Genomic DNA, 13,068 nt, shown 5'->3' with positions numbered 1-13,068 from the left:
AATCATAATCACTTCTATTTACAAAGCCAGATAAATTTAGCTGTTTAATTGGCAAAAATCTTAACTTGGCAATATTCTTATTTGTAATGCGATCACTAGCATAATCTATTTGCAAATTTTGCAAATAGGGATAGGCAGCCAATGATTGAATATCCTCATTCGCATATAGATCTCCTCCTAGTCCCTTTATATTTTTTTATTATAAATTTATCTTTAAAATCCGAAAATTTTCCCCAAAAAGTTCCTTTTTAATAGCGTAACTGTTTTAAAGATTTCAAACAAATATTGAGATGTATATTTTGATAATCTGATATTTGTCTCAAATCTAAATATTGTAGTTGCTTAAAAGATTGAAAATTTTTTTATCAATCTTCTTATCCTCTAAATCATTCACATACGTCTTCGTCTGCTTTCCATATCCTCCTACATTTCCATCTTCAGGGATTTCTTGATAATAATAGTGAAAAATAATTATCGATGAAACCTCATTTTTTCCATACGTAAATATTTAATATCAGAAATTTTCTTATGCTCTTTTTGGCGAACATACTGACTAAACTCCTTCACAATTTCAGATTTAGGAGCTACTCTCTCATTTTTAGAAATATCTAGTTTGACGTGAGGAAAAGTAAAAAAAAGGGAATAAAATTGATTATCCCTACTACCAGCAGAATTCCTAAAAAACTAAACAAACTTTTTACGTTCCATTTTATTTCCTCAGCCTTCCGTTTTTTTTGTTTCTTCCCTTTTCCTTCATAGTAATTTTCAATATAAACAGGTTTATTGTCAAACATTTCGTAGTAGGTATCACAGTATGTACATTGATATAAAGGACCTTTTATATGTTTGAGTGCCCCTCCACAATTTTAACAAGATGTTTTATCATCGCCACTTTTATCTCCTTCTATCTCAAAAAACGACTGAAAGAAAAACTCCCACAAAGTTTCTTGTAGGAGATTTTTAGCCATTATTTTAATGCAGTTGCTAATTGATTGTACTGTGCTTCTGTAAGATACGCTTTATATTCTTTTAAAATCGAAGTTTTACTTTCCTCATTAATAGAGGCTTTATTCTCTTTTACTTTCTCAAGTAATTTATTAAAGTCATCATCCGATAGTCTGGGAGAAGACATGATTTTTTCAATCAATACTGTTGCCTCTGAGTCGGTTAAAGAGTTCTCTTTTGAAGGAAGCTTTATCTCTATATTTTTACTATTTTTTGGAGTAAATACATATTTGAGTTCATAGTTAAAGATTCCCTCTTGGCTTGCTTCTGCCTTCGCATCATTGTAAACTGTCCAAACTTTTTTCTTTTTGTTGTACTGAACTTTGAGATTGAACTTCTTTAACTCTTTTGTATCTTTATCAAATTCACGACCTGAAATTTTCTCTATTCCCAAGTTTTTTTCTTTTGATAATTTTTTGCTCACATCCACTACGATTTTTTTCATATCTGATTTTGTAAAAGTAATACTAATTATATCATCTTTTTCTTTAAATCTCTTTTCATCTAATTGATTGACATAGCTTTTCATACTAGAATTAATGATTTCTGCTACTTTTTTACTATTTTTTGATGCAGTAGCTCCATTTTTCAAATCTAACATTAAGTATTTAGTAGAAATGATTTTTAAGCTAGTTGTATCAACTTGATTTTTCAAATCTGGTTTAAAGGTAGTTGCAATATCAAAAACCTTTTGTAGCGATTTGAGTGATAGATAACCTTTTTTATCTGTTGTTTTCACTTCAAACGGAATTTTTTGCCCATAAAATTCAATGTCCATATTGGCTTGCTCTTTATTCCCTGATTTCAATGTTTCTCCGGTTACTTTTACCGCTTTTAATTGTGTATTAATTATGGAAGAATAAGCTTTTGCTTGTTCATTGGCTTCTGTTGTAGTTTCCATTGAAAATTTTGGTACTGTAATTTTAAAGCTTACAGCATTTGACTTGGTCATCTCTTGATAGGCTTCGATCATTTCTTTTTTAGGATGTTTCCCACATCCACTAAGTAACATTATCGATAAACTAATACAAGCTAGCCCAATCATTATCTTTTTTGATTTAAACATTTTTTTCTCTCTTTCGTCTATCTAAAGCGGCTGTATTTTTATTATTTTATTTCTTTAGCATTTTGTTTTTCTAATAATTTTTTTGTTTTTTTCCAACTTACTTTGTTTGATTTCTTTGCTGAAGAATCGGCTGTAAAAGTACTGACTTTATTCGCTATTTCTTTCACACTAGCTTTAGAATAATCTACTGTCACAGTTTCAACAACCACACCATCCTTCACGGTTACTTTATCTGAATACCCTTTAATATTTTGAACGTTTTTCACTGCATCCTTCATCTTCTTCTCAACAGCCTCTGAAGCAATCTTTTTTTGTTCTTTTGTCAATGAATTGAGATCTACTCCCTGACTTTTAAATAACTCTTCTTCTTTAATAGTAGATTTTCCTACTTGCTTTTCCACTTGGTCACCTTTTACTGTGAACGTCATTTCTGTTTTCATTCCAGAAGACGTATTTATAGAATATTTATGTTTTTCTTCTTTAGAACAACCCACCAACCCACCAATACAAATTACCATGATTCCCAATCCTGTCGCTAACGTCTTTTTCATCTTTCACATTCCTTTTTATTATTTGGTGAATAATTGCTTTTTTTTTAATGTTATTATTCTTACATAAGATATTATCTTACAAAAACTGTTTCACTGTAGTAAAAAAAATGTTTTTTTTCTATGTTTTTTCTAAAAAGGATGAAATTTTTAGAAGAAAGCTAATACAATAAGCTCATTCTAATCACACCCATTACTCAAGCCTTTTCTTTAACCTCTTTCTTTTTCTGGTAATGCTCTAAACATTTGGTTATAACGCTCTTCATCTTCTTGATTATCTCTTATAACCTTAGATAACGTAAATGCCGAAGAAATTAATCCCACTGATCCCATTAAATAATAGCCTTTGACCATCAACGGTTCTTTTAGCGTATACAAGCCAATCAACATCAACATAACAAAGAACGCAAATGAACCCCAAGCTAAAAAAGCAAATGCTGGTGTATTTCTATATGCTTTTTTCTTCAAAATATCACCTCTTTTCATTTTTACTTCTTTCTAATCTTAGCATATTCAAACTTGTTTTATTTCCACTCATTTTTTAAAAAAATAAAAATATTTGGAAACTATTTTTTAAGTTAGATTTGGCAACCACTTTTTTTATTTTTTTCACTTATAGCTAAAAAAATAGGATGAATGCTTTTAATCAGCTATCCATCCTACACTATGCTATTCTCTATTTTGCTCTTTTTTTCTAAAGAGGTAAAAACCGATTCCCGCTAACAAAGACATTCCTATTACAGACTCTATACTTGTAGTCTTTTCACCTGTTTGAGGTAATGTTTTTTTATCACTTCTATTTGAGGAATCTGAATGCGCAGGAGTCACCTGATTACTACTTGACGTGGTACCTGTGCTATTTGTTGTTTCACTCGTATCACTTGAGCTGCTTGTTGTTTCACTCGTATCACTTGAGCTGCTTGTTATTTCACTCGTATCACTTGAGCTGCTTGTTGTTTCACTCGTATCACTTGAACTACTTGTTGTTTCACTCGTATCACTTGAACTACTTGTTGTTTCACTCGTATCACTTGAACTACTTGTTGTTTCACTCGTATCACTTGAACTACTTGTTGTTTCACTCGTATCACTTGAACTACTTGTTGTTTCACTCGTATCACTTGAACTACTTGTTGTTTCACTCGTATCACTTGAACTACTTGTTGTTTCACTCGTATCACTTGAACTACTTGTTGTTTCACTCGTATCACTTGAGCTGCTTGTTGTTGTAGTTGGCTCTGGATCTGGTTGAATATCCCATACCAAAGGAATCAAATAATGTACACTTTCAACATTATGTTCCGTTACACCCGCTTGTGTAACATCCACTCTTAGATACTGTTTTCCTTGAATATTTGTTGCTGTCCACGAAGCAGAAGCATGATTTGTAGCATCAATGGTCTCAGCTTCCGTTCCACTGGCATCATTATCCGTAACCGTCGCAATTGCTTTCGTAATGGGAAGAGGTTTTCCATAATTGCTAGCACTACATTCTTTACTCGGATTTTTAAATTCTACTTTTTGCGTTAAGGAAGTAATTTTTATCGGACTTAGCGTCATCGTTTGGTCATGTAACCAGTAGCCAGGATTTGCATATGAATTCCAATTGTCAGCCAGGCTCGTGAAGTTATCAAAATGGTTTCCTTGCAATTGCAATTGCGTCGTATACATTGTTTGCTGATTAACCGCACGTAAGCTGAGAAGTTTTTCAACATCATTTTGATCTAGATTACATTCTCCAAGCGCTACCATAAACCATTTGTTGTAATCATAAGCTTTATGATTCAAATATGCTGGACTAGCAAAAAGTGGAGAGAAATCAACACCATGCATATCCGAGCCCCCAAATTGAACGCCCGCTACTGGCGAATCAAAGTTGGCTAATGGAGATAAATCTTTAATATTGTTACCATCTAGCATTACTTGCCCAACCACGGTATCTTGTATTGGCCACCCTAAGTTATGAAGATATTGTATCCCTTCAATACTTGTAATGCCTGCACCGCTAGCAGCTAAGTTATGTTTCAAATAATTATTTAAATCTTCTTGTGTTACTTCATCACTGACATCTGTACCTTTATAACCATGATCCTGCATATTTTTAAGAATAACTTTGGCAAAAGCAGCATCTGGGAAAATTTCAGCTATTTTTTTTGATCCTTCAATATTTTGAGGTGTCGCAGCAGTAGAATTAGAAGTGGCTACCAAGGATGTTGCTTGACCTGTTGTTTGTTCCTTTGTTGTAGCATTTGCAGCTATTGGAGCGGCTAAATTTACAAATAATACCGAACTAGCGAACACATAATAATACTTACTAATTTTCATTCATTTTCTCTTCTTTCTTCATTAATTTATTTCTTGTTTTTATAAATGAAGCCAATAGCCAAGGCTACTATTATCAACAAAACAGCCCCTACTTTGCTCAGCAAGCTCTTTGATTGTTCCCCTGTTTGAGGTAGATTATTACTGTGTTTATTTGATTGCTTTCCTTCACTTGATGACGGTGTTGGCGTGCTTGGAGTTTTTTTGTAACTATAACGAACAGTAATCTCACCCTTTGTATATTTACCTGAAGCACTGCCCTGAACTTCTTTAAATGTATATCCTGTAATATTCTTCTTAATTGTCGTATAATCCGTACCAATTTCACCTGATGTTTGATTTTTCGTAGCAATTTCTTTGCCAGATTCATCTATGTAATATGTTCGAACAATTCCGTTAGATGCTGGTTGTGGTGTAGGATTTTTAACATATAAATAGGTCACGACAGTATCCCCTTCACCAACCTTTCCTGTTGCATTACTAGGTTTTTCTACCAACGTGTAGCCCTTTATTTTCCTTTCTTGTGTTGTATAAGAATCTCCAACAGGTTTTGTCTCTACGGTTTGTTTAACAATGTCTGTTTTTGTGTCTTTATCTATATACTTTGTAATCACATTTCCTTTATAATTAGGATCTTTTCCGTAAACATACTGAACAGTCTGTGCAACGTCCGTAAAGGTTCCTTTCGTATCTCCTTTAGTACGTAGCAAGATATATCCTTTTATTGGTTTTTCTTGCGTTTCATACTTAGCGCCGTATTCTCCTGTTAAAATGAGCGGATTAGCTGTTCCATCATCCAATGGCAATACATTACCTGATTCGTCCAAATAGCTAACAGTAACAGCTTGTGATTTTTTTTGAGAAAATGGCACATCTAGAGAATCCGTAATGTTTTTTTCCCCTACAGCACCTATAATTTGATAAATACCCTCGTTATGTGCAGTTTGATTAGCTAATGATTGATCGGCCTTAACAAAATATCTAATAGTCACGTTTTCAGATTGTACATCACTCTTTTGAATGGGGACAGATAGTTTGTGCTTCGCTGCGTCATAACAATCTGACACAGGTACCGAACGAAGTACTGTTCCACTTGCGTCTAAAATTTCAACTTTATCTGAGGTAAATGAAAGCCCTTTGTCTAGCGTATCCGTAATCGTCCCTGAACTGACTTCACCAAAACTACTATCTAGTTTTGCAGTCATTCTATATGCCAGAGTATCTCCAGGATAATTGATACCAGATTGCTGTGTTTGGTTCTCGTAGCTACGCTCAGATTTGATATTACCTGATAAGCTCACATCATAGCTAAATTCTTTGCTTTCTCCCGGTTGTAAAGTCACTTCATCCCACTTCATATAAATACCTGTATCACCTGTCCCAGCAACAGCAGCATCAGAAGCATATCCTTTGCTCTCATCTCCTACACCAGTAATATCTTCTGGTGTATATGGATAATATACATTGGCATTCATCGTATCTGTAGCTGGAGAATGGTACGGTTTGTAAAAATTTTTAAAGTTTTTAGGCCCTGAGGATCCTGACATAAAATAATTCAGCCTATAACTACCAGACTTAATATAAAGCCCTTCATTTTGTCCTAACATATAAACTGGAACTTTATCATTTCCATCCAGATCTGTATCTACATTTTTCATAGCTCTAAAAATCATCACTTGATTACCTGTATTCGTAATGACGTATTTGTGGTTCACTGTATCTGTCCCTACCGGTGTTAAATAATTTTCATACTGGAATTTTCCGTACCCATCAATTGTTTTTTCAACTACTGATTTGATTACTCCATCCTTCGTATAAATTTTTGCTCCAGAAAAAGGAGATGAATAAACATGATACGCTCCTGCGCTATCTTTCAGACCTAGTAAAAAACTACTTGAGCTACTGCTATCGCCATTATAAAAAAAACCAAATTGGTGTTGGACTACTTTATTGGCTTTTTTATCCACCAAATAGACGTTAGGATACCCCGTAAAAACTGCAGCTGAATTCCACCCGACTTGAGTATTAATCCCATAAGTATAGTGAACTTCATAATCCCCAGAAGTAATTTTCAAATCCGGATTAGTGGCACTCTCTACCCAACCGTCCGTATTCTCTGCCAGTACTTTTTTAGAACCCCCACTTAAAAAGAAAATACTAACAACACACGCCATGACTATAAACTTTAAATAATTTTTCTTTTTCATAATAGTCTCCTTATAAATGTTCTTCCTGTATACTAACACTATACCCCTTTTCGTGTAATAATGAGAAATCAAAAACCTTCTAATCTATTTTTATTTTTAAGAAAAATAATAGAAATTTATTTATTCACTTATACTTCTCGCACATCGCCAAATAAAATTTTTCCTGACAACTTAGTAGCGATTGATGCGACCACATTTGCTTCGTCTCCGTTTGCTCCCACCGGTTGTACTTGTTTCTTTAATAAAGAAATTTTCTTATTAATAGTTAAAAATTGACTTTTCTGTAACTCCCATTTTTTTAAATCTGTTTTCTTATAGATATAATTTATCTCTTTTGATGGAGTATCAAAAACACCATTCTCGTCTTTTGGCCTTTCAACTAACTCCCAAAGTACTTGATCTTTCGAAATAAACGCTGTCTGCATACTTAACTTTTCTGATTTTTTCATGAGACTAGTAGTTGTCAGACTTCCTTGATAGGCCATAAAAACTTGTCCACAGATAAAAACAGTACTCAAGAGCAGGATGTTTTTTTTATTCATTAAACTTCTCCTTCTTTATTTTCAGTACACAATCAGCAAATTCTTCCCAATCTGAGGATGTAGGTGGGTTTCTCCAAATGATTTGTCGGCAGTTCAATCTTTTAATGGCAAAATCCGACATATAGATATCTGTATATTGGTTGTGAATCTCTTGAATAGTAATATTTAAATCTCGAAAATTTTCAATATTTTTACAGACAAATTTGGTATATTCTTCTCCGTGCGAAAAATCCACACAAATATTGATTTTTTTCTCTACCTCATTAATAGGAATAATGGAAATCAGCGTAAACAAACAATCATAGTAGGCCTTTGATAATGCTTCTTCTGTGTCCCACAAAGTCTCATCAAAACATCTAGCTGTTTCAATAAAATCTATGCTGATCTTATGAAAGGTAGGGTAAAAGGACCGGAAATAAGCTCTTTGTTCATCTTCAATAAACGTTGTCGCTCGGTATCGGAAATAGAAGAAACGCATCATATTTAATTGGGTTTTATTGCAGATTTTTTTTACCCATTCTTCATGAATAGTCTCTTCTTGCACATGTTTTTTCACAGACAGCAATAATTTATTTGATAAATTTTTGATATGCTGCCTTTGATCATCCTTTACTTCATACTCAAGACAGACTACTTCTAAATCAATGATTAGAAATAAAAGCACCCACTTAATCTCCTCTGCAATTTGTTCTTCTTTTTCTTTTTTAAAAAGCAATTTATTATAAAATGGCTCTAAATTTTTTTGTATGTCACTCTTTGAACCTGACAGATTAGGTAGCGAGGTCTCTAATACATGGCCTTGTCTTGCTCTAATTAACTGAACTGCTAAAAATATTTCCATCTTAATTTGTTTGGTGTAGATCAGACGCATCTGCTGGGAATAAATAACAATATCTTTGATTTGTGAACATTGCTTAAAAACTTTTTCTTCGAAAGGGTACTCTATTCCATTAAAAAAATAATAATAAATTTCAAAAATACTATTTCGAACAGCAACTTCATTCTTTCCTACAATATTCATACCCTCAATATCCAGATCCCATTGGTTTAACACAAACACTAATTCTTTTCTGATATTATAGACCTGAGCCAAACTTAGCGACTCTTCAACAGCAAATCTGTCCATTGTATATTTGCCCATAAATAGATTGTGAAACAATCGAAATCTGATGGATTGCTTGGCATAGAGGTACCGCTGATATCTGATTACTTCTGCATCGATCGCTGTCCACTCCAATTCCCCTTTATCCATAATTTCTACAGCAAATAATTCTTTTTCACCTTTTGATAGCTCTGATTGGAGCTCCTCCAAATAGACCTGTACCTTATACTTACTTAGCCCCAATAGCTCGCACATCTTGGCAAGCGTCAAGAATTGATTTTTTCTTATTTCTAAAATCTGTAAGATGTATAATTTATATCTCGCATGCTCATCTAAAAATTCTAAAATCATCTAAACATCTTCCTTAATCATTTTTCTTTACTATGTATTGCTTTGGTATGATAGCTTGCGCCTTTATTTCCGCTTAATACTTTAGACTTATGAAGTTTATGCCCTTCTGTATCTACATAATTAATAACTACGGTACATTTTTCAGCTGAAATTTGTGTACCTTTTATATTTTTTTTCTCCCGCTTTTTTGATGTTTCTTTTGTGATTGTTTCCTTGTTGGTATTATTCGTTGTGCTAGTTGTTGTATCACTCTTTTGACCACTACTTGTTGTGGTCGTCTCGGTTGTCGTAATCGTGGTTCCACTTGTACTAGAATCATCGGTTGTCGAGTTATTCTCTGATTGATCGTCATACACAAAAGTAACCTCTTCTTCTGTATCGCCAAATATTCCTTTAAGGCTACCTGTATGAGTACTTACAGCATAATGCTTAATCTCTGGTGGGCTAATCTCGTATTCCTCCATAAATATTCCTGAATATCGTTTATCTGGAAGAATTGGCTTACTATCTTTTGTTTGATAGTGAACAACAACGTCTTTTCCTTGTCCCCAATTAATCGGAATCGTATAAGTAACATCTGGTTTCACTGTTGTCGTTCCCGAAATATCATGAGTGGATTGGACCTTATAGGTCAAGCTTCGGCTCGCTTTAGGAATATCTGATACTTGCCAAGTAATCGTTTTTCCATCAGAAGTTGCCGTACCATTATTAGAAACATTCGCAACTGGAATATTTTTATTAGGATTGGCCACATCGGTATCTGTACTACTATTCTCAATTTGAATCGTCGAATGCTGAATGGTAATCGGCTCTAAAGTAATCGTTTGCCCAAAATAACGATTACTAACACTGATATTTGTAAAAAAATTATAGGGACTTGTCATCTGAATGAACTGATCGATATGATTCCCTGACAAATCAAAAGTAAATAGATTTGGACTATTATTCGCAATCCGTTCAACATCTGTTAAGCAATTATTTGTAAGATTGTTAAATTGTAGCTCAAGAATATTTAATTGTGGTAAATTTGCAGCAGCAATTGGCGAGACATCTGAGATATGATTACTATATAGCTGCAAATTGTTTATATTTAAACAGTTCCAGTTAGCCAAAGGAGACAAATCTGTAATATCATTTCCATTAAGCAAAACCCAAGTTTTTATTCCGTGCAGATACTGGATTCCTTCAATACTCTTTACTCCCTTTCCAGATGCAGTCAGACTAGTAATCTTATCCAAATCTACTTGTGTGACAGTTGATGCCACACTTGTCACAGAAACACCACTTTCTTTTAACGCCTTCAGCATAACAGTCGCTAAACTGTCATCTGGAAAAATATTCTGAATGGTTTGTTCACCTTGCAATATAACGCCTTCATTGCTCTTTGCCTGTACAATTTGAGAATTTATACTACAAAAAATGAACAAACCTAGTATCATCAGACAAAAAGTAAAATATCTTCTCATCATAAACAAACTCCTTTATTTTTTTAAATTGATACTTCAAAAAAAGCTATCTTGTAGACAAGAACAGCTTTTCAAACCTTGATGTATTAAATCAAAAGTGATACCCGTACTGATAAATCTACATCTTGTATCACTTGCTATTTTCCATAAATATCTACTATTTGATAAAAATTGGTACTAACCAGTTAGAGGATTATACATCACTTTATTTTTTTTTGCAACCATCTACTTTACTTACGGTAGTTTTTGATTCTTAGCAGTATCATCTCTTGTGACACCTAACTCTGAATTTTCCTTTGTATAGTCCAAAATTTTCTTTATCGTTTCGTCTTTTGGATTAAGCTCCTGCGCTTGTTTTGCGTATACTTTTGCTTCATCAAAGTACATTTCATTATTCGCATAGACCGCTGCATAACTATAAAGCAGTATCTTCTCTTCCTTACTTAAACTGCGCAAATCTAATCCTGTCAGTATTACTTCTAAAGCTTGATTTCCACTTATAGATATACTTTCCCCATTTTTCTTCATACGTTTCACATAATTAGAATCATATGTTGACAGGGCTAATTTATACATCACGTCTCCTGGGTTCGCTACTACATTTTTCAAGAAAAATGTTTCTTCAGCATCTGTTAACGCTTTATCTTGGTTAATTTTTTGTATAGTTTTATTCATCTTTTTATTGTTATGTTTTGTTGCAGTCACTGCATTACTAGATTCGCTGATTTCTATATTTTTGATTTTTTTTCCGCCCTTTTTTTTGCCAAAATCAATGATTTTATTTTTTGTTAATGTTACCATTTTCTTAAAGTTGTTCTCCTTGTCCGTTACAATAAAAACATTTTCATTCGTTATATCTGAAATTTCTTCCCCCTTTTTAGCTTTGTATACTATTCTCCCCGTATCTTCCATAATCCCATATTCTTTTTTCTTTTGATACACAACTAAATGATTATCATTAGGTGATGAAAGAAATTGATAGTTAAAAGGAAGTATAATATGGTTTGTTTTGTCAATAATGCCAAATTTTTTATTTTTTTCTGCTACAAATCCATTTTTTTCACAATCTGTACTTAAACTATCGTATTTACTAGGAATGATTTGTTTTCCAGACAAATCTATCAGCCCATATTTATTATCTTTTTTTGAACATGTAATCAGCTGATTGGAATCTTCTAGCAGCCATATGTAATTGTACTTATCATTTATTTTTTCTATACTTTTTCCAGAAATTTTTTTGTTTTTATTTAAAGAGAAAAAGGAATATTTGCCCTTTGAATCTCGACTTTGTAACTCAATAATTTTACGATTATTTACTTTTATTATATTTTTGTCAGATGATACAAAATAAACCTTTCCCTGATCCGTAATAATTGAATCAGAATGTCCAGCCTCTACATTTTCTGGAAATATAGTGCCACAAGCCAGTCCGGAGTCATTGAAATCGCCACATTTAATAATACCAGCATTCATAGGAATCATTTTTCCAGTTTCAATATTTAAAATTCCTGTACCAAAATAATTTTTAAATACTGGTAATATTCCATTTTTATTTACTTTACTTAAAAATACTGTCACTTGACCTTTTAAAATAATAACTTTTTCACCTCTTGTATTAAGTACTGTGCTTTCTTCTTTTTTATTTGTAGCCAAAAAATAGTTAGAACCGCCCCCTAGTGCGACTATCCGAGAATATTTTTCTTTAAGTTTTACATCTTGTATGTTGTAAGGTTTATCATTAATACTAATTAACCTGCCACCAAGAAAGACTCCTCCAATCAACATACACAGAAAAAACACGCTAATTCCTGGCTTCTTCATACGCTCTTCCCTTTACTTACCACTTCAATTGAAGAAATCATAAGCTCAAAAAAACGAACATCATTTGTCGTAAGTGTCCTTTTACTCCACAAAGTTATTTCTAATTGATTTCCATCCACTGTGCTATAAAAGACCAGACCATTTTTTTCACTGCTAATCTCTATTCTTCCACTGATTGCATCAGTTTTTACTTCATGAACATTTGTATGTGGAAAAGTTAGACCTAAATCCTGAGCAGTATCCCCCTTTTGATACTCGTCTAACATTTTCGTCGTTGCTCTCATTTGAATCTTATAGTTAGAGGCAGTCTCTGTCTTTAAAATAAGGTAACTATTTCCCTGCGCATCATCTAAATCCCCTTCTGTCCATATATTAAATCCAGAAAAATTAAGTCCAATTTCCTTCTGTCCAAGTTGAAATGACAAATCTCTTACATCTGAATGAGCCGAATCTACTGCTTCACTTAAACAGACAGTCAAATCTTGCCCTTTCGTAAGCAAATCTTGCGCCTCACTTTTCTTCTGCCAATCTATATAGGTTGAATGATAGAGGTCGGCTAATTACTTTTGGTCGCTAGGAGCAAGCTCTGCACTCGCTCTTTCAATTTCTGTACAAAAAATCCCTACACATGCCACAAT

At 33.3% G+C, this 13,068-nt stretch carries 10 protein-coding genes; all 10 read right to left on the bottom strand.

What is annotated here, in order from left to right; all coding sequences use genetic code 11:
- Positions 1 to 967: 967 nt before the first annotated feature.
- Positions 968 to 2,071 carry a hypothetical protein gene (locus tag CBF30_RS06725; RefSeq protein ID WP_126824130.1) on the bottom strand — a complete coding sequence of 368 codons (1,104 nt, stop codon included), beginning with the start codon at positions 2,069 to 2,071 and terminating at the stop codon, positions 968 to 970.
- Between the two features lie 41 nt (positions 2,072 to 2,112).
- The gene (locus CBF30_RS06720; protein WP_126824127.1) at positions 2,113 to 2,622 is read right to left on the bottom strand and encodes a DUF1307 domain-containing protein; all 510 of its coding nucleotides are present in this window, start codon (positions 2,620 to 2,622) and stop codon (positions 2,113 to 2,115) included.
- A gap of 207 nt (positions 2,623 to 2,829) precedes the next feature.
- Complete coding sequence (locus tag CBF30_RS06715; RefSeq protein ID WP_126824124.1) at positions 2,830 to 3,105, bottom strand: YiaA/YiaB family inner membrane protein; 276 nt, start codon at positions 3,103 to 3,105, stop codon at positions 2,830 to 2,832.
- 183 nt (positions 3,106 to 3,288) lie between these two features.
- On the bottom strand, positions 3,289 to 4,944 hold the full coding sequence (locus CBF30_RS06710; protein WP_126824121.1) for an LPXTG cell wall anchor domain-containing protein: 1,656 nt from the start codon (positions 4,942 to 4,944) through the stop codon (positions 3,289 to 3,291).
- Between the two features lie 26 nt (positions 4,945 to 4,970).
- The gene (locus CBF30_RS06705; RefSeq protein WP_126824118.1) at positions 4,971 to 7,148 is read right to left on the bottom strand and encodes a MucBP domain-containing protein; all 2,178 of its coding nucleotides are present in this window, start codon (positions 7,146 to 7,148) and stop codon (positions 4,971 to 4,973) included.
- A 128-nt stretch (positions 7,149 to 7,276) separates the two neighbouring features.
- Positions 7,277 to 7,690, bottom strand: coding sequence for a hypothetical protein (locus CBF30_RS06700; protein WP_126824115.1), 414 nt, complete (start codon positions 7,688 to 7,690; stop codon positions 7,277 to 7,279).
- Positions 7,683 to 9,143: a helix-turn-helix domain-containing protein gene (locus CBF30_RS06695; RefSeq protein WP_126824112.1), complete on the bottom strand. Its 1,461-nt coding sequence runs from the start codon at positions 9,141 to 9,143 to the stop codon at positions 7,683 to 7,685. Before CBF30_RS06695 ends, CBF30_RS06700 begins: the two co-directional genes overlap by 8 nt.
- 17 nt (positions 9,144 to 9,160) lie before the next feature.
- Positions 9,161 to 10,612 carry a MucBP domain-containing protein gene (locus CBF30_RS06690; RefSeq protein WP_126824108.1) on the bottom strand — a complete coding sequence of 484 codons (1,452 nt, stop codon included), beginning with the start codon at positions 10,610 to 10,612 and terminating at the stop codon, positions 9,161 to 9,163.
- A 231-nt stretch (positions 10,613 to 10,843) separates the two neighbouring features.
- Positions 10,844 to 12,430: a WG repeat-containing protein gene (locus CBF30_RS06685; protein WP_126824105.1), complete on the bottom strand. Its 1,587-nt coding sequence runs from the start codon at positions 12,428 to 12,430 to the stop codon at positions 10,844 to 10,846.
- On the bottom strand, positions 12,427 to 12,930 hold the full coding sequence (locus tag CBF30_RS06680; RefSeq protein ID WP_126824102.1) for a hypothetical protein: 504 nt from the start codon (positions 12,928 to 12,930) through the stop codon (positions 12,427 to 12,429). The genes CBF30_RS06685 and CBF30_RS06680 overlap by 4 nt, the downstream gene beginning before the upstream one ends.
- Positions 12,931 to 13,068: the final 138 nt, after the last annotated feature.

The organism is Vagococcus entomophilus, assembly GCF_003987595.1.
GTDB lineage: Bacteria > Bacillota > Bacilli > Lactobacillales > Vagococcaceae > Vagococcus_E > Vagococcus_E entomophilus.
Note: the sequence above shows the minus strand (reverse complement) of the source record. Positions and strands in the feature narration are given on the sequence as shown.

Excerpts from the sequence above, each read along its gene's own strand:
- CBF30_RS06725 (WP_126824130.1), bottom strand. The coding sequence starts at position 2,071 with ATGTTTAAATCAAAAAAGATAATGATTGGGCTAGCTTGTATTAGTTTA.
- CBF30_RS06720 (WP_126824127.1), bottom strand. The coding sequence starts at position 2,622 with ATGAAAAAGACGTTAGCGACAGGATTGGGAATCATGGTAATTTGTATT.
- CBF30_RS06715 (WP_126824124.1), bottom strand. The coding sequence starts at position 3,105 with ATGAAAAGAGGTGATATTTTGAAGAAAAAAGCATATAGAAATACACCA.
- CBF30_RS06710 (WP_126824121.1), bottom strand. The coding sequence starts at position 4,944 with ATGAAAATTAGTAAGTATTATTATGTGTTCGCTAGTTCGGTATTATTT.
- CBF30_RS06705 (WP_126824118.1), bottom strand. The coding sequence starts at position 7,148 with ATGAAAAAGAAAAATTATTTAAAGTTTATAGTCATGGCGTGTGTTGTT.
- CBF30_RS06700 (WP_126824115.1), bottom strand. The coding sequence starts at position 7,690 with ATGAATAAAAAAAACATCCTGCTCTTGAGTACTGTTTTTATCTGTGGA.
- CBF30_RS06695 (WP_126824112.1), bottom strand. The coding sequence starts at position 9,143 with ATGATTTTAGAATTTTTAGATGAGCATGCGAGATATAAATTATACATC.
- CBF30_RS06690 (WP_126824108.1), bottom strand. The coding sequence starts at position 10,612 with ATGATGAGAAGATATTTTACTTTTTGTCTGATGATACTAGGTTTGTTC.
- CBF30_RS06685 (WP_126824105.1), bottom strand. The coding sequence starts at position 12,430 with ATGAAGAAGCCAGGAATTAGCGTGTTTTTTCTGTGTATGTTGATTGGA.